This window comes from Cupriavidus sp. H19C3 (assembly GCF_049393815.1).
Lineage (GTDB): Bacteria > Pseudomonadota > Gammaproteobacteria > Burkholderiales > Burkholderiaceae > Cupriavidus.
This window is the reverse complement of sequence record NZ_CP184985.1, coordinates 2,595,904-2,621,048: the sequence shown is the minus strand read 5'-3', so window position 1 is coordinate 2,621,048 and position 25,145 is coordinate 2,595,904. Positions and strand designations below refer to the sequence as shown.

At 68.6% G+C, this 25,145-nt stretch carries 21 protein-coding genes; 14 read left to right on the top strand and 7 right to left on the bottom strand.

Features of this window, described 5'->3' with window-relative positions:
• Positions 1 to 79: 79 nt before the first annotated feature.
• The 6 genes from kdpC to DFLDMN_RS12155 all read left to right on the top strand — a co-directional run bounded on the left by kdpC (position 80) and on the right by DFLDMN_RS12155 (position 9,103).
• Entirely contained in the window at positions 80 to 715 is a 636-nt protein-coding gene (kdpC, locus tag DFLDMN_RS12180) for a potassium-transporting ATPase subunit KdpC (RefSeq protein WP_423195217.1), read from the top strand.
• A gap of 91 nt (positions 716 to 806) precedes the next feature.
• A complete protein-coding gene (locus DFLDMN_RS12175; protein ID WP_423195216.1) occupies positions 807 to 3,719 on the top strand; it encodes a DUF4118 domain-containing protein in 2,913 nt (970 codons plus the stop codon).
• A 1-nt stretch (position 3,720) separates the two neighbouring features.
• Positions 3,721 to 4,416 (top strand): two-component system response regulator KdpE, encoded by a 696-nt coding sequence (gene kdpE, locus DFLDMN_RS12170; protein WP_423195215.1) that lies wholly within the window; start codon positions 3,721 to 3,723, stop codon positions 4,414 to 4,416.
• 229 nt (positions 4,417 to 4,645) lie between these two features.
• Positions 4,646 to 5,368 carry a tetratricopeptide repeat protein gene (locus DFLDMN_RS12165; protein ID WP_423195214.1) on the top strand — a complete coding sequence of 241 codons (723 nt, stop codon included), beginning with the start codon at positions 4,646 to 4,648 and terminating at the stop codon, positions 5,366 to 5,368.
• Positions 5,352 to 8,186 carry a circularly permuted type 2 ATP-grasp protein gene (locus tag DFLDMN_RS12160; RefSeq protein ID WP_423195213.1) on the top strand — a complete coding sequence of 945 codons (2,835 nt, stop codon included), beginning with the start codon at positions 5,352 to 5,354 and terminating at the stop codon, positions 8,184 to 8,186. The genes DFLDMN_RS12165 and DFLDMN_RS12160 overlap by 17 nt, the downstream gene beginning before the upstream one ends.
• Positions 8,183 to 9,103 carry a transglutaminase family protein gene (locus DFLDMN_RS12155; protein ID WP_423195212.1) on the top strand — a complete coding sequence of 307 codons (921 nt, stop codon included), beginning with the start codon at positions 8,183 to 8,185 and terminating at the stop codon, positions 9,101 to 9,103. Before DFLDMN_RS12160 ends, DFLDMN_RS12155 begins: the two co-directional genes overlap by 4 nt.
• Positions 9,104 to 9,242: 139 nt before the next feature.
• On the opposite strand, the gene gatB is transcribed toward DFLDMN_RS12155, so the two are convergent.
• The 6 genes from gatB to DFLDMN_RS12125 form a co-directional block, all read right to left on the bottom strand.
• A complete protein-coding gene (gene gatB / locus DFLDMN_RS12150; RefSeq protein ID WP_423195211.1) occupies positions 9,243 to 10,706 on the bottom strand; it encodes an Asp-tRNA(Asn)/Glu-tRNA(Gln) amidotransferase subunit GatB in 1,464 nt (487 codons plus the stop codon).
• Positions 10,707 to 10,746: 40 nt separating this feature from the next.
• Complete coding sequence (locus DFLDMN_RS12145) at positions 10,747 to 11,790, bottom strand: dienelactone hydrolase family protein (protein ID WP_423195210.1); 1,044 nt, start codon at positions 11,788 to 11,790, stop codon at positions 10,747 to 10,749.
• A 10-nt stretch (positions 11,791 to 11,800) separates the two neighbouring features.
• Positions 11,801 to 12,262, bottom strand: a complete 462-nt coding sequence (locus tag DFLDMN_RS12140; protein ID WP_423195209.1) for a hypothetical protein — start codon at positions 12,260 to 12,262, stop codon at positions 11,801 to 11,803.
• A gap of 8 nt (positions 12,263 to 12,270) precedes the next feature.
• The gene (gatA, locus tag DFLDMN_RS12135) at positions 12,271 to 13,776 is read right to left on the bottom strand and encodes an Asp-tRNA(Asn)/Glu-tRNA(Gln) amidotransferase subunit GatA (protein ID WP_423195208.1); all 1,506 of its coding nucleotides are present in this window, start codon (positions 13,774 to 13,776) and stop codon (positions 12,271 to 12,273) included.
• A 72-nt stretch (positions 13,777 to 13,848) separates the two neighbouring features.
• The gene (gene gatC, locus DFLDMN_RS12130; RefSeq protein ID WP_423195207.1) at positions 13,849 to 14,148 is read right to left on the bottom strand and encodes an Asp-tRNA(Asn)/Glu-tRNA(Gln) amidotransferase subunit GatC; all 300 of its coding nucleotides are present in this window, start codon (positions 14,146 to 14,148) and stop codon (positions 13,849 to 13,851) included.
• A 207-nt stretch (positions 14,149 to 14,355) separates the two neighbouring features.
• Complete coding sequence (locus DFLDMN_RS12125) at positions 14,356 to 14,571, bottom strand: hypothetical protein (protein ID WP_423195206.1); 216 nt, start codon at positions 14,569 to 14,571, stop codon at positions 14,356 to 14,358.
• 577 nt (positions 14,572 to 15,148) lie between these two features.
• Between DFLDMN_RS12125 and DFLDMN_RS12120 the strand changes: the two genes are divergently transcribed.
• The 7 genes from DFLDMN_RS12120 to DFLDMN_RS12090 all read left to right on the top strand — a co-directional run bounded on the left by DFLDMN_RS12120 (position 15,149) and on the right by DFLDMN_RS12090 (position 23,462).
• Positions 15,149 to 16,192, top strand: coding sequence for a rod shape-determining protein (locus DFLDMN_RS12120; protein ID WP_008648066.1), 1,044 nt, complete (start codon positions 15,149 to 15,151; stop codon positions 16,190 to 16,192).
• A 209-nt stretch (positions 16,193 to 16,401) separates the two neighbouring features.
• A complete protein-coding gene (gene mreC, locus DFLDMN_RS12115; RefSeq protein WP_423195205.1) occupies positions 16,402 to 17,457 on the top strand; it encodes a rod shape-determining protein MreC in 1,056 nt (351 codons plus the stop codon).
• Complete coding sequence (gene mreD / locus DFLDMN_RS12110) at positions 17,454 to 17,966, top strand: rod shape-determining protein MreD (RefSeq protein WP_423195204.1); 513 nt, start codon at positions 17,454 to 17,456, stop codon at positions 17,964 to 17,966. Before mreC ends, mreD begins: the two co-directional genes overlap by 4 nt.
• Positions 17,967 to 18,002: 36 nt before the next feature.
• Positions 18,003 to 20,435, top strand: coding sequence for a penicillin-binding protein 2 (mrdA, locus tag DFLDMN_RS12105; protein ID WP_423195203.1), 2,433 nt, complete (start codon positions 18,003 to 18,005; stop codon positions 20,433 to 20,435).
• A gap of 12 nt (positions 20,436 to 20,447) precedes the next feature.
• Positions 20,448 to 21,590, top strand: coding sequence for a rod shape-determining protein RodA (gene rodA / locus DFLDMN_RS12100; RefSeq protein ID WP_423195202.1), 1,143 nt, complete (start codon positions 20,448 to 20,450; stop codon positions 21,588 to 21,590).
• Between the two features lie 96 nt (positions 21,591 to 21,686).
• On the top strand, positions 21,687 to 22,358 hold the full coding sequence (locus tag DFLDMN_RS12095; protein ID WP_423195201.1) for a DUF484 family protein: 672 nt from the start codon (positions 21,687 to 21,689) through the stop codon (positions 22,356 to 22,358).
• 45 nt (positions 22,359 to 22,403) lie between these two features.
• On the top strand, positions 22,404 to 23,462 hold the full coding sequence (locus DFLDMN_RS12090) for a tyrosine recombinase XerC (protein WP_423195200.1): 1,059 nt from the start codon (positions 22,404 to 22,406) through the stop codon (positions 23,460 to 23,462).
• Between the two features lie 12 nt (positions 23,463 to 23,474).
• Here DFLDMN_RS12090 and DFLDMN_RS12085 read toward each other — a convergent pair whose 3' ends face one another.
• Positions 23,475 to 24,431 carry a transcriptional regulator GcvA gene (locus tag DFLDMN_RS12085; protein ID WP_423195199.1) on the bottom strand — a complete coding sequence of 319 codons (957 nt, stop codon included), beginning with the start codon at positions 24,429 to 24,431 and terminating at the stop codon, positions 23,475 to 23,477.
• Positions 24,432 to 24,639: 208 nt separating this feature from the next.
• Between DFLDMN_RS12085 and DFLDMN_RS12080 the strand changes: the two genes are divergently transcribed.
• A complete protein-coding gene (locus DFLDMN_RS12080; RefSeq protein ID WP_423195198.1) occupies positions 24,640 to 25,008 on the top strand; it encodes a DUF2917 domain-containing protein in 369 nt (122 codons plus the stop codon).
• Positions 25,009 to 25,145: the final 137 nt, after the last annotated feature.

The following is a 25,145-nucleotide window of genomic DNA, read 5'->3' as shown; positions in this document are numbered from 1 at the left end:
CGCACAACGCGACGTCATTACCAGGCTGGTCCCGCCGCCGCTTCGGGCCGGGACCGGGCCACTGATGAATACGCAAGCCATGCAAACGCAAATGCAAACACAACGCCCGGCCGGCAACGGCCAGCCCGCCAATACGCCGCTGCAGCCGGGACTGATGCGCCCGGCACTGACGGTTTTCGTCGTGCTGTCGGTGGTGACGGGGCTGCTGTATCCGGGCCTGGTCACCGGCATCGCGCGCACGCTGTTCCCGCATCAGGCCGCCGGATCGCTGATCGTCAAGGACGGCAAGGCGGTGGGTTCGGCGTTGATCGGGCAGCCGTTCTCGGATCCGAAGTACTTCTGGGGTCGCCTGTCGGCCACGGCGCCGATGCCGTACAACGCGGCGGCGTCGGTGGGCTCCAATCTCGGGCCGACCAATCCCGCGCTGACCGATGCCGCGCGCGCGCGTATCGATGCGTTGCGCGCGGCCGATCCCGACAACCGGACGCCGGTGCCGGTGGACCTGGTCACGGCCTCGGCCAGCGGACTCGATCCGCATATCAGCCCGGCGGCGGCGCGGTACCAGGCCGCGCGCGTGGCCCGCCTGCGCGGCCTGCCGCTGGAGAAGGTCGAGGCGCTGATCGCCGCCCATACCGACGAGCCGGGGCTCGCGGTGCTTGGCGAGCCGGGCGTGAACGTGCTGCAGCTGAACCTGGCGCTAGACGCGGTCAAGTGATCCGGGATCGCCGGCGCCGGGATGACCGGGGCAGGGACGCCATCGGTGATGCCGTCGTGGCAGAATCGCAGCGACCCGTCCCCACATCGCCATGACCGCTCCCGTTACCCGCCCGGATCCGGACGACCTGCTGCAACGCATGCAGGCGGAGGGCGCACGCGCCGCGCGTGGCAAGCTGCGGGTCTATTTTGGTGCCTCGGCCGGGGTCGGCAAGACATTCGCGATGCTCACGGCGGCGCGTGCGCTGCGCACGCAAGGCGTCGACGTGGTGATCGGCGTGGTCGAAACCCACGGCCGCGCGGAAACGGAGGCCCTGCTCGAAGGTCTCGAGCGCCTGCCGCTCAAGGACGTCCCCTACCGCGACCGCGTGCTGCAGGAGTTCGACCTCGACGGCGCGCTCGCGCGGCGGCCCGCGCTGGTGCTGGTGGACGAACTCGCGCATTCGAATGCGGCCGGCAGCCGTCATCCCAAGCGCTGGCAGGATATCCAGGAATTGCAGGCGGCCGGCATCGACGTCTGGACCACGGTCAACGTGCAGCACCTCGATAGCCTGAACCAGGCAGTCGGCGGCATTACCGGCGTACGCGTGTGGGAGACCGTCCCCGACGCGGTGTTCGATGGCGCCGACGACGTGGTGCTGGTGGATTTGCCCGCCGACGAACTGTTGCGCCGCCTGCGCGAGGGCAAGGTCTACCTGCCTGACCAGGCCCGGCATGCGGCGCGCCATTTCTTTCGCAAGGGCAACCTGATTGCGCTGCGCGAACTCGCGCTGCGTCGCACCGCCGATCGGGTCGACGACGATGTACGCGCCTATCGCGACGCCAAGGCGATCGCACCGGTATGGCGCACGCGCGAGGCGGTGCTCGCATGCATCGGCGCCGGCGACGACGCCGAACAGGTGGTGCGCAGCGCGCGCCGGCTGGCCAGCCAGCTCGATTGCGACTGGCATGTGGTGACCATCGCCACGCCGCGCCTGACGCCGCTCGCCGACGACGACCGCATGCGTATCCAGGCCGCGATGCAGCTTGCCGAGGAGCTCGGTGCGCGCACGGAAACGCTGGGCGGTCACGATATGGTGCAGGCGGTGGCGGGCTATGTGCGCCGCCATAACCTGACCAAGGTCATGGTGGGACGCTTGCGCAACCGGGCGCCGCGCGAAGGCAGCTGGCTCGAACGGGGCCGTGCGTTGCTCGGCGATCTGCTGGCGCCGGCGCTCGGTGTCGGGCATCGACTGCTGGGCCGGCAGAGCTTTGCCGATGCGCTGGCGGCGGGGTGTCCGGAGATCGACGTGATTCGCGTGGCCGCCGATACCACGCGCGCCGACCTGCGGCCGCGCATGCAGGCTGCCGGCGTGGGCGGTGACGGCCCGCCCGCGTTGCCCGACGATGACGAAGGACTGGCGGCGCAGCGACGCGCGCGCCAGCGCGACTACGGTTGGGCGCTGCTGTGGGTGACCGGTGCCACGGCGCTGTCCACGCTCGCGCGGCCGTGGTTCGATCAGGTCAATATCGCCATGCTGTTCCTTGCCGCCGTGGTCGGCGTGGCGCTCCGTCATGGCCGCGGACCTGCCGCGCTGGCCTCGGTGCTGGCGGTGGCGTCGTTCGATTTTTTCTTTGTTCCGCCGCGCATGTCGTTTGCCGTCAGCGATGTGCAGTACCTGCTGACCTTCCTGGTATTGCTGACGGTCGGCCTGGTGATCGGCCAGCTCACGGCAGGCTTGCGCGAACAGGCACAGGTGGCGGTGCGGCGCGAGACCGATGCGCGCACGCTTTACGAACTGGCGCGCGAGCTGTCCGCGGCGCTGGCGCAGGAGCAGATCGTGGAGATCGGCAGCCGCTTTCTGCGTGCCGCGTTCGATGCCGATGCGACCTTCTTCCTGGTGAACGCCCATGGCCGCCTCGCGCCATTGCATCCGGGCGGCGCCATGCGCGAGGGCGACGATCTCAAGAAGGGCGAGGCCATCGACAAGGTGCTCGCCCAATGGGTGTTCGATCACGGCCAGCCGGCCGGTACCGGCACCCACACGCTGCCAGGCAGCACGGTGCTATACCTGCCGCTGAAGGCGCCGATGCAGACGCGCGGGGTGCTGGCGGTGGAGCCGCGTGCGTGGCGTGCGCTTGCCGAACCGGAACTGCGCCGGCAGGTGGACGTGTTCACCACGCTGATCGCGATTGCCATCGAGCGGCTGCACTACGTCGAGGTCGCGCAGAAGGCGCTCGTCTCGATCGAATCGGAGCGCCTGCGCAGTTCGCTGCTGGCGGCGGTCTCGCATGACCTGCGCACGCCGCTGACCGGCCTGATCGGCATGGCCGAAACCTTGCAGCGCACCGAGCCGCCGCTTGCCGCCGAGGTCGCCGTGACCGTCGATGCGATGCGGCAACAGGCGCAGCGCATGCGCACGATGGTGGTCAATCTGCTCGATATGGCGCGGTTGCAGCGCCACGACGTGCCATTGCAGCGCGGCTGGCAATCCCTGGAGGAACTGGTCGGCGCGGCGCTGGCGTCCATGCGCGATGCGCTGGCGCGGCATCGCGTTCGCGTCGGCGATCTGTCGTTGCTGCCGCTGGTCGAGTGCGATGGCGTGCTGATGGAGCGCGTGCTGTGCAACCTGCTGGAAAACGCGGCCAAATATACGGCGCCCGGCACCGAGATCCGCGTGCGCGGCGACGTGGCCGGCGACGAAGTCCATTTGATCGTCGAGGACGACGGACCCGGCGTGCCGCCCGGCAAGGAACGCCAGATCTTCGAGAAATTCACGCGTGGCGAGCGGGAGTCGGCCACCGCCGGCGTGGGGCTCGGCCTCGCGGTGTGCGATGCCATCCTGCAGGCCCACGGCGGCCGCATCTGGGCCGATCCGGCGCCCGTCTCGGGCATACCAGCCGGTGCACGCTTCACGCTCGCGTTGCCGCGCGGCAATCCGCCGGCGATCGAACCGGAACTGGCGGACGACGACGCGCACAGCCCGCCAACGGTGGTGCCGGTAGTCGACAAGGAATCCTTCTGACATGCCATTCGATTATTCGCCGACGGTTCTGCTGGTCGAGGACGAACCCCATATCCGCCGCTTCGTGCGCGAATCGCTGCAGGCGGAAGGCTGCACGGTGCATGAAGCGGACACGCTCAAGCGTGGCCTGATCGATGCCGGCACGCGCCAGCCCGATGTCGTGATTCTCGACCTCGGCCTGCCCGATGGCGACGGCATGACCCTGATCCGCGAAATGCGCACGTGGACCGAAGTGCCTGTGCTGGTGCTGTCCGCGCGCGCCGACGAGGCCGACAAGATCGCCGCACTCGATGCCGGCGCCGACGATTACCTGACCAAGCCGTTCGGCGTGGGCGAACTCGTTGCGCGCGTACGCGTGTTGCTGCGACGGCACGCCAAGGCGAATCCGCTCGGCACGCCGCAGATCGCGTTTGGCGAAGTCAAGGTGGATCTTGCCAATCGGCTGGTGACGCGTGGCGAGGCGGCGATACACCTGACCCCCATCGAGTACCGCCTGCTGGCGGTACTGATCGCGCACCGCGGCAAGGTCATGACGCATCGCGAATTGCTGCGCGAAGTGTGGGGCCCCTCGCACTCGGAGAGCAGCCACTATCTGCGTGTGTATATGGGCCACCTGCGGCACAAGCTCGAGGTTGACCCGGCCCAGCCGGCCCACCTGTTGACGGAGGTGGGCGTGGGGTACCGGTTTGCGGGGTGAACCTGCCGGCGAGCAGCGACGCGTGCATCAGCGAGCCTGGCGTCGATGAGGCGAATCGCATTCTGTTTGGCAGCAGGGTAATGCGCGGGAAGAATTGTCTTGTCGAAATAAGATGATAAAAAATTCGTCATGGATATAACTTCGCGAAGCCCATATCATCCCCGCTACACTGGCAACAGGCACCCGTCGATCGCCATACGAACCCACACCGCCAGGATCGGAGTCACCCATGTCTCTCACCCGTCTCGGGGTTGTTGCCCGAATCCTCCGCGTGGCGCTGGCCGCGCTGGCGCTGTCGGCCGCGCTTCCCGGCCATGCCGCACCCGAACCGCCCGCGCCCGCCCAATCCCAGACCCGCGCCGCGGTGGCCGACTATGAGGCCGGCCGCTTCGATGCCGCGCTGCAGGGGTTTGCCGCGGCTGCCCGCCAGGGCAATCGGCTCGCCCAGTTCAACTACGCCATGATGCTGATGCGTGGCGAGGGCACGCCGGCCAGGCCGCAGGAGGCGATCGTGTGGCTGCGCAAGGCGGCCGATAATCAGATGACGCATGCGCAGTACACCTACGGCGATCTCTACGAGCGCGGCGAACTGGTGCCGAAGTCGCTGGAAGAAGCCAACCGCTGGTACGAGCGCGCCGCGCAAGGTGGACACACGCAGGCGCAGATGGCGCTGGCCACCAATTACTTCACCGGCCGCGGCGTGCAGAAGGACTATGGCAAGGCGTTCTTCTGGTACAGCCGCGCGGCGGATGCCGGCGACGGCGGCGCGCAGTACATCGTGGGCAGCTATTACGAGCGGGGCGAACCCGGCGTCGTCGACAAGGACATCGAACAGGCCAAGATCTGGTACGCGCGCTCGGCGTCGCATGGCGATCCGGTGTCCCTGGCCAAGCTGCGCTCGCTGCTGGAAGAGACCGTGCGTGCCAAGGCCGCCAATGCCAGTTCGATGTAAGGCCGACGCGGTCGCCGCGCTTGCCTTGCCGGTGCCGGCCGGCCATCTCGACGAGTTGCGCCACGCCCCTGCCGGCGCGGCGCCCTCCGCCGGCGCGGCGCCCTCCGCCGGCGCGGGGAGCGAGGCCGCGGAGGCCGCCGCGGCCGGCGTGCGGTCCCCCTGGGCGCGGTTTTTTGCCGCCACCCTGGCGCCCGGTGAATCCCTCGCCGACGCGCTGAACCAGCGCGCAGCCGCGGTAGCGCGGCAGGTGCGCGACAACGGCGTGACCTACAACGTCTACGCGGATCAGGGCGAGGCGCGCGCATGGGCGCTCGAACTGCTGCCGTTCCTCGTCGCCGAAGACGACTGGGCCACCATCGAGGCCGGCGTGATCCAGCGCGCCACGCTCGCCAACGCGATCATGGCGGATATCTACGGTCCGCAGACGCTGCTCGAGCGCGGCCTGCTGCCGCCCGGACTGATCTACGGCCATCCCGGCTATATGCGTCCGCTCAAGGGCTATGCGCCGCCCGGCGGCAGCTTCCTGCAAATCGTGGCGGTGGACCTGGTACATACGGCACAGGGCTGGACCGTGATCGCGCATCGCACCGAAACCCCGTCCGGCATGGGCTATGCGCTGGAGAACCGGCTGATCGTTTCGGGCCAGTTTGCCGACGCATTTCGCGACCTGCGCGTGCGGCGTCTGCCGCCGGCCTTTGCGCAGTTGATCTCGACGCTCGCCCATGTGCCGCTCGCAGGATCGGCGCAGACGCAGGGGGCGACCGGCGCGGGCAGAGGGTCCGGGGCGGCAGGGGCGGCAGGGGCGTCACGGCAGATCGTGCTGCTGTCGCCGGGGCCGCTCAACGAGACCTACTTCGAGCACACGTTCCTGGCCCGCTATCTTGGCATCACCCTGGTGGAAGGCACGGACCTGACCGTGCGCAACGATGTGGTCTACCTGAAGACCTTTGCCGGGCTCGAACGGGTGGACGTGATCCTGCGCCGGCTCGATGACGTGTTCTGCGACCCGCTGGAGTTGCGCGGCGATTCCACCATCGGCGTGCCGGGCCTGCTCGAGGCGATGCGCGCCGGCAATGTGATGGTATCGAACGTGCCTGGCTCCGGTTTCCTGGAGTCGCCCGCGATCCATGGATTTCTGCCTGGCGTGGCGCAGGCGCTGCTGGGCGAGACGCTGATCCTGCCCGGCGTGTTCAGCTGGTGGTGCGGGGAGGCCGCGGCACAGGCGGAAGCGCTCGCCGCACAGGCCGAGGCCTTTGTCCTCCCCACCTATCCACGCACGCCCGACGATCCGCCGATGGGGCTGGAGCAGGGGCTGCAACGCCTCGACGACTGGCGCGACCGGTTCGCCGCGACGCCCGACCGCTACACCATCCAGGCGCCCTTGCCGCTGTCGCATACGCCGTGCTGGGAGCCGCGCCACGGCAGCGCGGGCGGCGCTGGACACATCGGCTCGCGCGCGGCGATGTTGCGCGTGTATGCGGTTTCCGACGGCAATGGCGGCTGGCAGGTCATGCCGGGCGGCTTTACGCGTCTGGCGCCGCCCGGTCTGGAAGCCGTGTCGATGCAGCTCGGCGGTACCAGCGCCGATACCTGGGTGCTGTCGAGCCACCCGATCGGCACCGTGCCGCTGGCCGCGGCCACGGGGCTGGCCGCGCCCGCGGAGACTTCGATGCGCGCGCTGACGGTGTCGAGCCGCGCCGCGGAGAACCTGTACTGGGCCGGCCGTTATGCCGAGCGCGCGGAGAATACCGTGCGCCTGTGCCGGCAGATCCTCGGTTCGATCGAAAGCAGCAGCGATACCGATGCGCGCACGCTTGCGATGTTCGGCAGCCTCGCCAGATGGTTTGGTCTCGTACCGGAGAGCACCCCCGCGCCGCAGGCGTCGCCGCGCGCGTTCGAGCGCCAATTGTTCGAGCGGCAATTGGTGGCGACGTTGGCGGACCCTGCCGGTACGGCCGGCGTGGTGCGTACGCTCGCCGATCATGCGCGCGCTGCCAGCGAGATCCGCAATCGCCTGTCCAACGATCACTGGCGCACGATCCTCGCGGCGCGCAACGACTTCCACGATGCCATGACGGCGGTGGCGGCAGCCGCCGGCGCCGATGGCCCCTACGATCGCGCGCGCGTGCTGGCGGCGCTCGAACACCTGAGCATGCAGCTCGGCGCGATCAGCGGCGCCCAGGGCGACCGCATGACGCGCGACGAGGCCTGGCGGCTGGTCTTTATCGGCCGTCATGTCGAGCGGGTCGGCACCCTCGCGGCGTTTCTGGAAACGGCGGTGGAATGCGGCGCGCTGGCCACGCGCAGCGGCTTCGACCAGTTGCTGCACCTGTTCGACAGCACGCTGACGTATCGCTCGCGCTATCCGGGCCGCACCGACGTGCCCACGCTGGTGGAACTGCTGGTGATGGACCCGACCAATCCGCGCGGTCTCTACGGCGTGCTGGATCGCCTGCGCGCAAAGCTCGCGCAGGTGCCGACCGGTAACAGCGGCCAGGCGCGCGTGCCGCTGGCGGAGCTGCTGCCGCCGGCGAGTGCGCTGCCGTCGCGCGCGTTGCTGTGCGAGGTCGATGCGGGGGACGGCAATTCCACCGGGCAGGACGCAGGGGAGGGCACCGGCCGCTACGGTAAGCTCGCGGCCTTGTGCGATCAGCTCGGCGAACGCATGGCACGGTTGTCGGAGGAGATCGGCGCCCGCTATTTCATCCACGCGGCCAACCCCGCCGGCGCGGGTGCGCCGACCGTGTCGCAGGACCTGCGTGACCTGCCCCGCAAGCCCGGTCTGCCCACGCTGCCGCATCTACCGTACCTGCCATGAGCGACGCGCCGACCATCGCCGCCGCCACCCGCGCGGTGCATCATGTCACCACGTATCGCTATGCGCATCCGGTGGAGCTCGCGCAGCAGCGCGCGGTGGCAACACCGGCTTCGCATCCGTGGCAGACGGTGGGCGCGCACAGCATCGAGATCGACCCGGCTCCCGCGCACCAGCACTGGCGCATCGACGCGTTTGGCAATCACGTGCTGCACTTCATGCTCGACGTGCCGCACGAGGTCATGCGCCTGGCCGCGTCGAGCACGGTCACGCTGCGGCCGCGCTGGCGGGACTTCGATGCCACGCGCAGCATGCCATGGGAAGCTGCCGCGCAAGCGCTGCGCTTTCGCGCGGGGCAGCCGTTCCATCGCGAGAGCGAGTTCGTCTACGCCTCGCCCAACGTGGGCCTGCATGCTCCGCTGCGCGAGTACGCGCAGCGGAGCTTCGCGCCGGGCGTGACGGTGGCGGCCGGGGCCATCGACCTGATGCATCGCATTCACGCGGACTTCGCGTATCACGGTGAGGCCACCGAGGTCCATACCCCGGCGCGCGAGGCCTTTGCGCTGCGCAGCGGCGTATGCCAGGACTTTGCGCAGGTGATGATCGGCTGCCTGCGCGCGCTCGGGCTGGCGGCGCGCTACGTCAGCGGCTATCTGCTGACGGAGCCGCCGCCCGGGCAGGCGCGCCTGCTCGGCGCCGATGCCTCGCATGCATGGGCCGGAGTATGGTGTCCGCGGTTGGGCTGGATCGATCTCGACCCCACCAACGATGTGCTGGCGGATACGGATCATGTGACGCTGGCAATCGCGCGCGACTACAGCGATGTGCCGCTATTGCACGGCGTGCTGGTGGGTGGGGGTGCCCATACGGTCGATGTGGAAGTGAGCGTGGTGCCGGTGGAGCAGGCACCGCCGCCCTAGCCGGGGGCCGAGCCTGCGGCGCGATCGGGCGCTGGTGCCGCGCCCCCGTCCTCGCACCCTTCCTCGCACCCTTCCTCGCACCCTTCCCCGCACCCTTCCCCGCGTGCGGGAAAGGGTGCGGCATGACCTGGCGCGCCGCTCAGCCGAGCTTCTTCTTGAGCAGCTCGTTGACCTGCGCGGGGTTGGCCTTGCCCTTGGTGGCCTTCATCGCCTGGCCGACCAGCGCATTGAACGCCTTCTCCTTGCCGGCGCGGAATTCCTCGACCGATTTGGCGTTGGCGGCCAGTACGTCGTCGATGATCTTCTCCAGCTCGCCGGTATCGGACATCTGCTTCAGGCCCTTGGCGGCGATGATCGCATCGGCATCGCCGCCGGCCTCGCCGGCCCACATGGCCGGGAACACATCCTTCTTGGCGGTGTTGTTGGACACCGTGCCGTCGGCGATGCGCGCCAGCAGCCTGGCCAGTTGCGCCGGACTGACCGGTGCCGCGTCGATGGCGATGCCCTCGCGGTTCAGCTGCGACGCCACGTCGCCCATCAGCCAGTTGGCGGCCGGCTTGGCGCTGGCCGTGCCGACTGCTTTCACCACCGCCTCGTAGTACGACGCGAGCGCCTTGCTTGACGTCAGCATGCTGGCGTCGTAGGCGGACAGGCCGTACTCGGAAACGAAGCGCGCCTGCATGGTGGCCGGCAGTTCGGGCAGTTCGCCGCGCACGCGCTCGACCCACGCGCTGTCGATGTCGAGCGGCATCAGGTCGGGGTCGGGGAAGTAGCGGTAGTCGTGCGCGTCTTCCTTGGTCCGCATCGCGCGCGTCTCGCCGGTATCGGGATCGAACAGCACGGTGGCCTGGACGATCTCGCGACCGTCCTCGATCTCGTTGATCTGCCACTGCACCTCGTATTCGATGGCCTGCTGCAGAAAGCGGAACGAGTTCAGGTTCTTGATTTCGCGGCGCGTGCCGAACTTCTCCTGGCCGACCGGGCGGACCGACACGTTGGCGTCGCAGCGGAAGCTGCCTTCCTGCATGTTGCCGTCGCAGATGCCGAGCCAGACCACGAGCGAGTGCAGGGCCTTGGCATAGGCCACCGCTTCGGCGGCGCTGCGCATGTCGGGTTCGGTCACGATCTCGAGCAGCGGCGTGCCGGCGCGGTTGAGGTCGATGCCGGTCATGCCGGCAAAGTCCTCATGCAGCGATTTGCCCGCGTCTTCCTCCAGGTGCGCGCGCGTCAGGTGCACCGTCTTCTCGTAGACGCCCTGTTTGCCCTCGACCTGGATCGTGATCTCGCCGCCCTGCACGACGGGAATCTCGTACTGGCTGATCTGGTAGCCCTTGGGCAGGTCGGGGTAGAAGTAATTCTTGCGCGCAAAGATGCTGCGCGGCGCGATCCGGGCGCCGATCGCCAGGCCAAACTGGATGGCACGCTCGACGGCGCCCTTGTTGAGCACCGGCAGCACGCCCGGCAGCGCGAGGTCGACCGGCGACGCCTGCGTGTTGGGCTCGCCACCGAAGGCGGTGGAGGTGCCCGAAAAAATCTTGGAGGCGGTGGAGAGCTGGGTATGCGTCTCCAGGCCGATCACCACTTCCCATTGCGTGGACTGCATGGCGGTATTCCTGTTCGAGTCTCTTGTTTCGTGTCGCGTATCACGGCGTGGCGCTGGCCAGCCACGAGTCGAGCTGGGCCAGTGCGGCCACGCGCGCGACCGCGTCGCCACCCACCGTGACATGTCCGCCGCGGCGCGTGGACGCAATCTCGCGGCGAACGTGTAGTTCGCTGGTGCCATCGAAACCATGGTAGGCACCAGGATAAATTTCAAGCCGGAAGCGCGCATTCGGCTGGCGCGCCTGCACGGCGCTTTGCAGCATCGCGCAGCGCGTGGCCGGCGTCCAGTCGTCGGCACCGCCGATCATGAGCAGCAATGGCGCGCGCAGACGGAAGTTGTGCTGCTGCACGGCACGCCGGCAGCCCGGATAGAACGCCACCGCGCGCTCGACATTGGGCGTGGCCGCCGGCCATGGGCGGCTGGCGTCGATCGTGGCCAGCACCGCCTGCGCGCCGTTGGACCAGCCCAGCAGCACCACGCGGCGGATATCGAGGCCCGGCTGGCCCGTCAGCCAGCGTAACGCCGCCAGCGCGTCGGCGCGCCGGGTCTTGTCGTCGATGCCCCTGCCGCCATCGCGCGCGTCCCGCCCGTCCCGCCCGCCAGGGGCGTCGCCGCAGGTGTCCTGCTTGCCACGCGGGCCGTAGCTGTCCGGCATCAGCACCGCATAGCCGCGCTCGCTGAGCCATTGCGCATATTCGCGGTAGCGCGGTTGCAGCACGCCGGTCTTGCGCGCCTCGTCGAGGCCATTGCAGCCATGCAGCGCCACCACCACGGGCATGCCCTGCGTGCGCGGCATCGTTTCGCGCGGCAGGAACCAGTAGGCGGTCAGCATCGGCATGCCGGCCTCGCCGGGAATGGTCACACGCTGGACCGGCACCGGCTGCGCCAGCGCGGCATGCACGGCCGAAGGCGGCGCCAGCGTGGCCGAGGCCGGTGTATCGGGCGTGAGCACGGGTAACGCCGCCGCCGGATGCGAAAACACGGCGGCCGCCAGCAGCGCCAGGCTCGCGGCGAGGCGCGGGCTGCGCGGGGCGCCACCAAGGTTGCGGGCGCGGCGGAACAGGGCGGCGGCCAGCGGCATCATGGCGTCGATCCTAGCGCGTGGTGGCACAGTTGCCCGTGTCCGGATCGAACATCACCGGCCACGCTTCCTCGTAGATGCCCGGGCTGCAGCGCTGCTGGCAGCTCGCATGCGCCAGGGTGACGCGGCGCGGATCCTGCCACACCATCAGCTTGCAGCCGCTGCCGTCGTTGGCGCGCAGCTCGATATGAGGCGACTTGCGGACCTGGCGGAAGTCGGCCAGGTTGAAGCTGCACGAGCCGCGCTTGCCGACCCAGAGCCGCCACGACAGCTGCTGCACGGTGTTGTCGGCCACCCGTAACTGCGCATCCTCGCGGAAGCCGTCCTCCTCGGTGCGGCGGCAATCGCCGGCCAGGTCGATGTCCCGGCTCGCAATCGGCGTGGGCCGGCCAAACGGAAGCTGGATGCAGCCCGCCACCACCACGGCGAGGGCCATGGCGGCGAGGGCGCGGAGCAGCAGCCGGTCGGGTCTCATGCGCGGCGTCAGCCCTTGGCCGGACGGCGCAGGTGCCAGTCCGTCGCTTGCTGGAACGCGTGCGCGGTCTGCAGCAGGCGCGCTTCGTCGAAGTAATTGCCGATCAGCTGCAGGCCCACCGGCATGTTGCCCTCGCCAAAGCCGCACGGCACGCTCATGCCGGGCAGGCCGGCCAGGCTGGTCGACAGCGTGAAGATGTCGGCCAGATACATCTGGACCGGATCGGCGCTCTTCTCGCCCAGCTTCCACGCGACCGTCGGCGCCACCGGGCCCATGATCACGTCGCACTGCGCAAAGGCGCGCTGGAAGTCGTCGGCGATGATGCGGCGGATCTTCTGCGCCTGCAGGTAGTAGGCGTCGTAGTAGCCGTGGGACAGCACGTAGGTGCCCACCAGGATGCGGCGCTTGACCTCGGCGCCAAAGCCTTCGGCCCGGCTCTTCTTGTACATGTCGAGCAGGTCGCGGTACTCGGCCGCGCGATGGCCGTAGCGCACGCCGTCGAAGCGCGACAGGTTGGACGACGCCTCCGCCGGCGCGATCACGTAGTACACGGGAATCGACAGCTCGGTCTTGGGCAGCGATACCTCGACCAGCGTGGCGCCGAGCCTTTCGTACTCGGCCAGCGCGGCGCGCACGGCCTGCTCCACGTCGGCGGCAAGGCCCGCGCCAAAGTATTCGCGCGGCAGGCCGATGCGCAGGCCGGCAAGCGGCTGGTCGGCGCTGGCGCCGGCACGCGGCTGGCCCAGATGGCGCGTGAAGTCCTCGTCCACGCCGCCCTGCGCGGGCGTGAGGCTGGTCGAGTCACGTTCGTCGAAGCCCGCCATGGCGTTCAGCAGCAGCGCGCAGTCCTCGGCGCTGCGTGCCATCGGGCCACCCTGGTCGAGCGACGAGGCAAACGCGATCATGCCGTAGCGCGACACGCGACCGTAGGTCGGCTTGATGCCGGTAATGCCCGAGAACGACGCCGGCTGACGGATCGAGCCGCCGGTATCGGTGCCGGTGGCCGCCGGCGCCAGGCCCGCTGCCACCGCGGCGGCCGAGCCGCCCGACGAGCCGCCCGGCACGCGCGCGGGGTCCCAGGGGTTGCGCACGGGGCCGAAGTACGAGTTCTCGTTGGACGAACCCATCGCGAATTCGTCCATGTTGGTCTTGCCCAGCGTGACCATGCCGGCGGCTGCGAGGCGCTCCACCACGGTTGCATCGAACGGGCTGCGGTAGCCGGACAGCATCTTCGAGCCGGCGGTCGATTGCCAGCCGCGCGTGACGAACACGTCCTTGTGGGCGATCGGCACGCCGGTGAGCGGAGCGGCCTGGCCGCGCGCGCGGCGCTCGTCGGCCTGGCGCGCCTGTGCCAGCGTCAGTTCGGGATTGACGTCGACGAACGCGTTGAGCGCGCGGGCGGCCTCGATGCGGGCCAGGTATTCGCGCGCGAGTTCCTCGGCGGAGACGGTGCGCGCCGCCAGGGCATCGGCAAGCTGGCGCAGGGAAGTCACGGTTTCAGCGGAAAAAGACATGTCGGTAGGCGTCTGTGATGGGCGGACAAGGGTCGCGGCGGAGCGGGGCGCACGGACTGCGGCCCCGGGCGCTCACTCGATGACCTTGGGCACCAGGTAGAGGCCGTTCTCGGTGGCCGGCGCGGGCTGCTGGTAGTCGGCGCGGCGGTCGGCTTCGGTGACCGCGTCCTCGCGCAGGCGCTGCGCGATATCGCGCACGGCCGACAGCGGGTGGGCCAGCGGCTCGATACCGGCGGTATCCACGGCCTGCATCTGTTCGACGAGGGAGAAAAAGTTGTTCAGTTGGCCAAGCATGTGGCTGGCTTCCTCATCGCTGGTTTCGATGCGGGCCAGATGGGCAATGCGCTTGACGTCGGATAGGTCGAGGGCCATGGCGTGGAATGACAGACGGTTTTTCGCGGGGCGGCAGGCAGCGCGGTGGCGGCCGGCGTGGCACGAAGCGGGAGGCCTGGCGACGGAGCCGGGCAGGCGGCGCGCGATAGCGCCTTTGGCATGCCGGACAGGTGCGCCCGGGAAGCGCCCCAGGGATCGTCGAAGTTACAAGTTTTTCCGGGGCCAAACGCCCCGAAACAGCGGGAATTATAAGGTATCATTACGCGTCGCAGCCGGGCCTGGCAACGTCTTCTGCACATCTTCCGGCGCGGCAGAGGCTGATCCGGCAAGGATGTCGGGCAGGACGCGCTTCTCCGGCAGTCGAGTACCCGCCCGGCGTCTGTCGACGGCGTTGTTGATGGCCTTGCCGATGGCCTTGCCGATGGCCTTGCCGACGGGCTCGTCCGGTGGTGCCGTCGCCACTGCCACCCGCATGCAGGCCGGAGGGGGCAACCGGCGTCGCGGTTATGCAACAAGCCCAGCATGCCTGGCGAAGTCGCGGTCCGGGCGCGGTCCGGGCGCGGTCCAGGCAACGACAGCAAGCATCGACACGCAAGGATGGAGCAATAGGTTGACATCGCGGAGCCCCCGCCCAGCGATGAATTAACGGCCAGTTTTGATCGCATTTTCCGCTGTCACAATCAGGTACCTCCGATTAGGCTTCTGCCACCGTCAGGTTTTTTTCGACCTGTGAGGTGTGTCACCGGCGAACTTTCGCGCAGGGTCTAATCAAAGGTTCCCGTAGGTCCGGCGCGAGGCCTGGCTCCGGTGCATGGCTTCGCCGCCGGCGCCGGTAGGCTTGAGGCAGTTCGAGCCAGCCCGAGCCAGCCCGAATCAGCCCGAGTCGGCTCGTAGTCCCAGGCCAGCAGTCGTGTCGCCGCACGGGAGCCGAGAACCCTCACCCGTGACAACCGTATCTCGCGGCCGGGCTCCGTACGACAGCGTAGGGAGCGCCCCGGCCGTTTCGCATACCGCGAACCAACAGAAGACAGGACTCCTGATGTTCGGATTTCTCCGCAGCTATTTCTCCAACGACCTGGCCATCGACCTGGGCACCGCCAACACGCTGATCTACATGCGCGACAAGGGCATTGTGCTCGACGAGCCGTCGGTGGTGGCCATTCGCCAGGAAGGCGGCCCCAACGCCAAGAAGACGATCACGGCCGTTGGCAAGGAAGCCAAGCAGATGCTGGGCAAGGTGCCGGGCAATATCGAGGCCATCCGCCCGATGAAGGACGGCGTGATCGCCGACTTCACCGTCACCGAGCAGATGCTCAAGCAGTTCATCAAGATGGTGCACGACTCCAAGCTGCTGCGTCCGAGCCCGCGCATCATCATCTGCGTGCCGTGCGGCTCGACCCAGGTGGAGCGGCGTGCCATCCGCGAATCGGCGCTGGGCGCCGGCGCGAGCCAGGTGTACCTGATCGAGGAGCCGATGTCGGCCGCGATCGGCGCCGGCCTGCCGGTGTCGGAGCCGTCGGGCTCGATGGTCGTGGACATCGGCGGCGGCACCACCGAGGTGGGCATCATCTCGCTGGGCGGCATGGTCTACAAGGGTTCGGTGCGCGTGGGCGGCGACAAGTTCGACGAAGCCATCGTCAACTACATCCGCCGCAACTACGGCATGCTGATCGGTGAGCAGACCGCCGAAGCCATCAAGAAGGAAATCGGCTCGGCCTTCCCGGGCTCCGAAGTCCGCGAGATGGAAGTCAAGGGCCGCAACCTGTCGGAAGGCATTCCGCGCGCGTTCACGGTGTCGTCCAACGAAATCCTCGAGGCGCTGACCGATCCGCTCAACCAGATCGTGTCCGCGGTCAAGATCGCGCTGGAACAGACCCCGCCCGAACTGGGCGCCGATATCGCCGAGCGCGGCATGATGCTGACCGGCGGCGGCGCGCTGCTGCGCGATCTGGATCGCCTGCTGGCCGAGGAAACCGGCCTGCCGGTGCTGGTGGCCGAGGACCCGCTGACCTGCGTGGTGCGCGGCTCGGGCATGGCGCTCGAGCGCATGGACAAGCTGGGCAGCATCTTCTCCTACGAATAACGCAGTCCCGGGAACCTGAACGTGGCCAACTCGGCGTTGGGCAGCCTGCCGGCGGATTCGCAATGAATGCGACGGCGGCGGCGTCCCTCTCGCCGGGTGCATGCTCGGGTCGACTGGCCGAGACCCTACCTTCCGCCGCCGGCCCCCGCGGCGTCCGTTGCGCGGACGTTGTCGGGGCCGGCGCAGCAATGCCCCCAGCGCCCGGGTAAATGGATTACTCCCCACCGCCGCTCTTCAAGCAAGGCACTTCGGCTCTCGCGCGCCTGATCATCTTTGTGACGATCGCGCTGGCGCTGCTGATCGTCGATGCCCGCTTCAACGCCCTCAGCGTGGCGCGCCAGGTTGCCGCCACCGTGCTCATGCCGGTGGAGCGCGTGGTGCTGGTGCCGCGCGACATGGTGCGCGGCGTCTTCGATTACGCGCAGTCCGCGGTGACGCTGGCCAACGAGAACCGCGAGCTGCGCCGCAATGCCGTGTTGCAGGCCGAGGCCGCGGTGCGCCAGGCCCAGCTCGAAGCCGAGAACAACCAGCTGCGCAAGCTGCTGAACCTGACCCAGCGATCTGCCACCCCGGTCTCCGCGGCAGAGATTCTCTATGACGCCCGCGATCCTTATAGTCAGCGCATCGTGATCGACCGCGGCAGCCAGCAGGGCCTGCGCGCGGGCTACCCCGTCATCGACGAGCGTGGCGTGATCGGCCAGGTCACACGCGTCTCGCCCTTCCAGTCCGAAGTGACGCTGCTGACCGACAAGGATCAGGCGATCCCGGTCCAGGTGGTACGCAACGGCCTGCGCAGCGTGGCCTTTGGCGGCTCGCGCGCGGGCCTGCTCGACCTGCGCTTCATGGCCGCCTCGGCGGACCTGCAGCAGGGCGACCTGCTGGTGACCTCGGGCCTCGACGGCACCTATCCGCCCGGCCTGCCGGTGGCGAAGATCGTGCAGATCGAGCGCAAGGCCGACACCGCGTTCTCGCGCGTGTACTGCGAACCCGTGGCCGGCGTGCGCGCCCACCGGCAGCTGCTGGTGGTGCGCTACGAGGCCAATCTGCCGCCGCGCCCGGCCGACGAAGCGGCGCCCAAGGACAAGGCCGAACGCGGTGCGCGCTCGGCCGCCGCCCGCGCCGCCGCGGAGAACAAGGCCGCGGATGGCAAGGACGCCGAAAACAAGGCGGACAGCAAGGCCGACACCAAGGCGGACACCAAGGCGGCCACCAAGGCCGACAAGCCCGTCAAGCCCGCCACCGGGACCCGGGAGACGACAGAATGACCCATCCCCAGTATCTGCTGCGTCCGGTCAATCCCGCGTTTATCGCGCTGAGTTTCGTGCTGGCGTTCCTGTTCAACCTGATGCCGTGGGGCACCACGCTATGGGTGCCGGACATGGTGGCGCTGGTGCTGGTGTTCTGGAATATCCATCAGCCGCGCAAGGTCGGCATGGGCGTGGCATTCGCGCTCGGCCTGCTGATGGACGTGCACGACGCGCGCCTGCTCGGCGAGCACGCCATGGCCTATACGATGCTGGCGTACTTCGCCATCACGATCCATCGCCGTGTGCTGTGGTTCTCGGTCTATACGCAGGCGCTGCATGTGCTGCCGCTGTTGTTTGTCACGCACGCGGTGCCGGTAGTAATCCGCCTGGCGATGGGTGCGCCGCTGCCCGGCTGGCAACTCCTGCTCGCGCCCGGCATCGAAGCCCTGTTATGGCCGCTCGCCACCAGCATCCTGCTGGCGCCGCAGCGCCGCTCCAACGACGTGGACGAGACCCGTCCGATCTGACGGCCCGTCCGTCCTTATGCCCCGCAGTACCGCGCCATGACCGAAATCCGCAACGTCGAACTGGAAATCGGCCGCTTCCGCATCCGCGTGGCGGCGGCGGCGCTGTTTACAGTCCTCTGCTTCGGGCTGCTGTTCACCCGCTTCCTGTGGCTGCAGTGGTACAAGCACGAGCAGTATTCGGCCAAGGCCGAGGACAACCGCATTTCGGTCGCGCCGATCGAGCCCAACCGCGGCCTGATCATGGACCGCAACGGCATCATCCTGGCGCGCAACTATTCGGCCTATACGCTCGAAATCACGCCGTCCAAGCTGACCGACACGCTCGACAACACCATCGACGCGCTGGCCGGGCTGGTGGATATCCAGCCGCGCGACCGGCGCCGCTTCAAGCGGCTGCTGGAGGAGTCCCGCAGTTTCGAGTCGCTGCCGATCCGCAGCCAGCTGTCGGACGAGGAGGTGGCCCGCTTCTCCGCCCAGCGCTTCCGCTTTCCGGGCGTGGACGTACGCGCGCGGCTGTTCCGCCAGTATCCGCTGGGCGAATCGGCCAGCCACGTGATCGGCTATATCGGCCGCATCTCGCAGCGCGACCAGGAGCGCCTCGACGAGATGGACACCGCCAACGATGCGGAAGGCGCCAAGTACGATCCGCGCAAGGATGCGGACAACTACAAGGGCACCAACTACATCGGCAAGATCGGCCTGGAGCAAAGCTACGAGACCGAACTGCACGGCCTGACCGGCTTCGAGGAAGTGGAAGTCAGCGCGGGCGGACGGCCGATCCGCACGCTGTCGACCTCGCCCGCCACGCCCGGCAACAACCTGATCCTCTCGCTCGATATCCGGCTGCAGCAACTGGCCGAGCAGCTGTTTGGCGACCGCCGCGGCGCGCTGGTGGCGATCGAGCCGGCCACCGGCGACATTCTCGCGTTCGTCTCCAAACCGACCTTCGACCCCAACCTGTTCGTGGAAGGGATCGATGTCAACACCTGGAACGAGCTCAACAACTCGCCCGACAAGCCGTTGCTGAACCGTCCGCTGCGCGGCACCTATCCGCCGGGCTCGACCTACAAGCCCTTCATGGCGCTGGCGGCGCTGACCACCGGCAAGCGTACCGCCGCGTGGGGCATGCACGACCCCGGCTTCTTCACCTTCGGCAACCATACGTTCCGCGACGACAAGCCGGGCGGCCACGGCTGGGTGGACATGCAGGCGTCGATCGTGCAGTCGTGCGACACGTACTACTATGCGCTGGCGCGCGACATGGGCGTCAACGCGATCCACGACTTCATGAAGCCGCTCGGCTTTGGCCAGATCACGGGCATCGACATCGAGGGCGAAAGCCGCGGCATCCTGCCGTCCACCGACTGGAAGCGCAAGGCCTACCGCAAGCCCGAGCAGCAGAAGTGGTACGACGGCGAAACCATCTCGCTCGGCATCGGCCAGGGCTACAACAGCTTTACGATCCTGCAACTGGCCAACGCGGTGTCCATCATCGTCAACAACGGTTCGGTGATGAAGCCTCACCTGGTGAAAGCGGTCGAGGACGCGGTCTCGCGCCGGCGCACGCTGACGGTGCCGAAGGAAAGCTACCGCATTCCGCTCAGGCAGGCCGATATCGACGTGATCAAGAAGGCGATGGTCGCGGTGACGCATTCGGGTACGGCCGCGCGCGTGTTTGCCGGCGCCGCCTACGAGTCGGCCGGCAAGACCGGTACCGCGCAGACCTATACGCTCGGCAAGAACGAGAAGTACAACCACCACGCGCTCGAGGAGCGCAAGCGCGATCACTCGCTCTATACGGCCTTTGCGCCGGCCGACAATCCCAAGATCGCCCTGGCGCTGATCGTCGAGAACGCGGGCTTTGGCGCCGCCGTGGCGGCCCCGATCGCGCGCAAGGTGATGGATTACTACCTGCTCGGCAAATGGCCCGAGGAATTGCAGGCCAGCGCGCCGCCGCCTGCGGAGCGCGAGCGGGCCGGCGGCAGGCCGCCGGTCGACACCCCCAGCGTGTTTACCACGGGCCAGACCACCACCGTGGCCAGCGCGACCGTCATGCAGACCGCGCCGGCCTCCGCCGCGGCGGCCACGCCAACGCCTGCGCCGGCCTCGGTACCGACCGCGCAACTCGCGGTCGCTGGCGCGAGTACGGTGGCGGCGGCGGGAGGCGCCAGCAACGCCACCGTGCCAGGCACGCGCGCCGGCTCCGAGGTGCTGGCGCCGCGCCTGGACCCCGATGCGATCGCGCCGGCTTCGGCCGTCGAGACGCTCGATGAACGCATGCTGCAGGCGCTCGGCCACAGCCGGCTGGCGCCGGCCTCGGGCCTCGCCACTCCCGCTGTCCCCGCCACCCCGGCCACGCCGGCCAGGAAGCCCGTGACGCCGGCCGCGCAGCAGAGCGCGCCCGCCGCGCCGGTCAAGCCGCGCCCCCGCCCGGCGGCGCCCCGGGCCGACCACACCGCAACCGACTGAGGAGACGCGCACATGGAAAAACGCCGCGTCCTGTCCGTGATCCGTGCCGCCTTCACGGGCTTCGACAAGCCGCTCGCGCTGATCGTGTTCCTGCTGTTCGCCACCGGTATCGTGGCGCTCTATTCGGCCGCCATCGACATGCCCGGCCGCGTGGAAGACCAGCTGCGCAACATCCTGCTCTCCTATGTGGTGATGATGGTGGTCGCCTACATGCCGACCCAGCTGTTGATGCGCATCGCCGTGCCGCTCTATACGGTGGGCGTGGCGCTGCTGATCGGTGTGGCCATGTTCGGCCTGATCCGCAAGGGGGCGCGCCGCTGGCTCAATATCGGGGTGGTGATCCAGCCCTCCGAGGTCATGAAGATCGCCATGCCGCTGATGCTGGCGTGGTACTTCCAGAAACGCGAGGGCGTGATCCGCTGGTTCGACTTCGTGGTGGCGCTGCTGCTGCTCGCGCTGCCGGTGGGGCTGATCGCCAAGCAGCCCGACCTCGGCACCGGCCTGCTGGTGCTGGCGGCCGGCCTCTATGTGATCTACTTCGCCGGTCTGTCGTGGCGCCTGATTCTGCCGCTGATGGCCCTGGTGGTGGTGGCCATCACGCTGCTGGTGAGCTACGAGAGCCAGATCTGCGCGCCGGGCGTGAACTGGCCGATCCTGCACGACTACCAGCAGCACCGCGTCTGCACGCTGCTGGACCCGACCACCGATCCGCTCGGCAAGGGCTTCCACACCATCCAGTCGATCATCGCGATCGGCTCGGGCGGGGTGACCGGCAAGGGCTGGCTCAAGGGTACCCAGACCCACCTCGAATTCATCCCGGAAAAGCACACCGACTTCATCTTCGCGGTGTTCTCGGAGGAGTTCGGCCTGATCGGCAACGCGGTGCTGCTGGTGCTGTACCTGCTGCTGATCTTCCGCGGGCTGTATATCGCCGCCAATGCGCCGACGCTGTTCTCGCGGCTGCTGGCGGGCGCCATCACGCTGATCTTCTTTACCTACGCGTTCGTCAACATGGGCATGGTGAGCGGCATCCTGCCCGTGGTGGGCGTGCCGTTGCCGCTCCTGAGCTATGGCGGTACCGCGCTGGTCACGCTGGGCATGGGGATCGGCATCCTGATGAGCATCTCGCGCCAGAAGCGTCTGATCCAGACCTGACGGACTTTACGGTGGGCGAGCGCCGCGGGCGGCGCATCGCTCACCACCGTTTGCTAAACTGCCGACCACAACACCCCCTTGCCTGGTAGAGAAGCCATGAATTCCCACGACGTCGCCGCCTGGTTGCAGAGCCATCCCCAGTTCTTCGAGGATCACGCCGAGCTGCTGGCCACGGTCCAGCTCACGAGCCCGCACAGCCACCGCGCGGTGTCGCTGCAGGAGCGCCAGATGGAAATCCTGCGCGAGAAGAACAAGGGACTCGAACTGAAACTGGCGGACCTCGTGCGCCATGGCCACGACAACGACCGCACGCAGCAGCGCATGCACGCGTGGCAACTGCGCCTGCTGGCCGAGGTGGACTCGCACGCGCTGCCCTACGCCGTGCAGGACGGCCTGCAGCAGGTGTTCGACGTGCCGGCGGTGGCCCTGCGCCTGTGGAACGTGGGCCAGGCATTCGCGCATATGGAAGTGGCGCGCGGCGCCAGCGAGGATCTGAAGCTGTTTGCCGAAGGGCTGCGCGCGCCGTACTGCGGCCCCAACAGCGGTTTCGAGGCCGCCGGCCTGCTGGAGCGCGCCGATATTGCCTCGCTCGCGATGGTGACGCTGCGCGCGCCGGCGCGCGCGGGCGAAGACACCGCGGGCCCGGCCTTCGGCCTGCTCGTGCTGGGCTCGCCCGATGCACGCCGCTTCCACGAAGGCATGGGCACGGCCTACCTCGCGCAGATTGGCGAAGTGGCCGGCGCCGCGCTCAATCGCCTGCGCGACTGAGGGGCTGCGCGACCGTCCGGCGCCACCGCATCTGTCATCCCCGTCATGACCCCGCGCCGACCGGAACGCCAGACCGCCGAGGCGCTGCCGCGCCCGGCGCCCGATGCGCGGGTCGTGCGCTATCTCGAGTGGCTCGAGACCGGCCGCAAGCTCGCGGCGCATACGCTGACCAACTACGGTCACGATCTTTCCGTGCTGCAGGCTCACGCGGCGCGCCACGCGCCCGGGGTGGACCTGCTCGCACTCCAGACTCACCATATTCGCGCCTTTGCCGCCCGCATGCATGGCGGCGGGCTGTCGGGCGCGACCATCGCGCGCACGCTTTCCGCATGGCGCGGGTTCTACCTGTGGGCCGCGCAGCATGGGCTCGGCGTGGTGGCCAATCCGGTCGACGGCGTGCGTGCGCCGCGCCGGGGCCAGCGGCTGCCCAAGGCGTTGTCGGTCGAGCATGCGGTGGCGCTGGTCGCGCACCGGCAGGGCGACGATGCCGCGGCGCTGCGCGACCAGGCGGTGTTCGAGCTGTTTTATTCGAGCGGGCTGCGATTGTCCGAGCTCGTGCAACTGGATCTGCGCTACACCGAGGACGGCGCCTATCGTTCGGCGGGGTGGCTCGACCTGGCGGGTGCCGAGGTGACCGTGATCGGCAAGGGTTCGCGCCGGCGTACGGTGCCCGTGGGCAGCAAGGCGCGCGAGGCATTGCGGGCATGGCTGGCGGTGCGCGACCAGCTGGTGCGGCCGGGTGTGGCGCCCGAGGACGCGCATGCGCTGTTCCTCGGCGCGCGCGGACGCCGCCTGCTCGGGGCCACGGTCCAGCAGCGCATCAAGAAGCAGGCCATCGCGGCCGGGCTGCCGACCGATGTCCACCCGCATATGCTGCGGCATTCGTTTGCCACCCACGTGCTGCAATCGTCGGGCGACCTGCGCGCGGTGCAGGAGATGCTTGGGCACGCCAGCATCGCGACCACACAGATCTACACGTCGCTCGATTTCCAGCACCTGGCCAAGGTCTACGACAAGGCCCACCCGCGCGCCGGCCGTGCGCGGACCGGTGGCGACGCCGGCGCGCAGGCGGACGGGACTGACGACGCGGCCGCGGAAGACTGAGGACGGCCGCCGTCAGTTGGTCCACTGCGAGAGGATCGCGCGAAAGCGCTCCATCTCGGGCAACAGCCACTGCCGGAAGGCCTGGATCTTGGGCAGTTCGAGGTTGGCGGGTTCGCACACGAAATACAGCAGCCACGGGCACGCGATGCTCACATCGAACAGCCGCACCACGCGTCCCGACAGCAGATCGTTATAGGCCAGCGACGAACGGATCAGCGCAATCCCCTGGCCTTCGGCCGCGGCTTGCAGCAACAGCGACGAGTCCTGCAGCAGCAGGCCCTTGCGCGGCTCCGGCCAGTCGAGCCCGGCGGCCTCGAACCACGGTTTCCACGGATCGCCCTCGCCGCGCAGCAGCGGCATGCCGGCCATGTGCTGCGGCAATTCGGGCAGGCGTCCGCCGTTGAACTCCGGACTGCAGACCGGAAAGAACACATCGTCGAGCAGGCGCTCGACATAGAGGCCCGGATAGTCGCCCGTGCCCATGCGCAACGCCACGTCGACTTCCTCGCTGGAGAAGTCGACCAGCGTGTTGGAGGACAGCAATTCGACATCGAGTTCGGGATGCCGCTCGATAAAGCTGCCGATGCGCGGCGTGAGCCAGCGCGCGGCGAAAGACGGCATGGTGCTGATGGTCAGACGCTTGTCGCGGTTGCCGGCCTGCAGCACGCGCGTGGCATCGGCGATCTGGAGCAGCGCGTCGCGTACGCGTTCGGCGTAGACGCGGCCGTTGGTGGTCAGCACCACGCGCTTGCCGCGCCGCTCGAACAGCGGCTGGCCAAGTTCTTCCTCGAGCGCGCGAATCTGGTGGCTGACCGCGCCGTGGGTAACGTAGAGCTCGCTCGCCGCACGCGAGAAGCTCTCGTGCCGGGCCGCGGCCTCGAAGGCACGCAGCGCAGCGAGCGCGGGCAGGCGCGGAAATTCGCGGCGCCAGCTGCGCGCATCGTCGGGGTTCCAGGCAGCTTTCCACATGACGCGCCTCCGGCTCGGTTTCTGGTGTTCTATGTGAGCTTGATTAACAAGCGACAGCAAAATATATCGTTTTGATAGTGTCAGGGCAATCCCTAGAATGCAATGCATCGGACGTCGCAATCAGCGCCCCAAGTGGCCCGGTGAGTTGACCGGGCCAGTCATGGTGATCCATGGCAGCCGTGACGGACCGAATCCAGGAGATGCCATCATGAAAACCCTGCTCACAACGACAGTGTTCACCCTGAATCCCGGCGAAGTGACTGCCCTTTCGCTTCATGCTGCCCAGCGCCTGCAAGTGCAGGACGCCAACGGCACGGACGTGTGGGTAACCCGCGAGAACGATTCGGAGGACTACTGGCTCCGTTGTGGCAGCAGCCTGCTGCTGCGCCGGGGCGACGAAATCGTCCTCAGCGTCGATCCGCGCGCGACCCGTCCGGTCCAGCTTGCGCTGATCGCCGAGGCGCGGCGCCCGGCCACGACACTGGGCGACCTGCTGCACGTGCTATGGCGGGCGGGACGACGGGCGGCGCGCGGGACGGAGTGGACGCCGGGCAAGGACCGGATTACCGCGTCCTGAGTTTGCACCTGCGCGGGATTGCACGTCCGAGGTCGGGCGGTTCGCGCATCGTTACCGCAGTCCGGCAGGCCCGGTGTGCGCGGGCCTGCCGTCCCCTCGGCCCGCTGCACCCCTGCCGCAGTCCCTGCCCCTGCCCA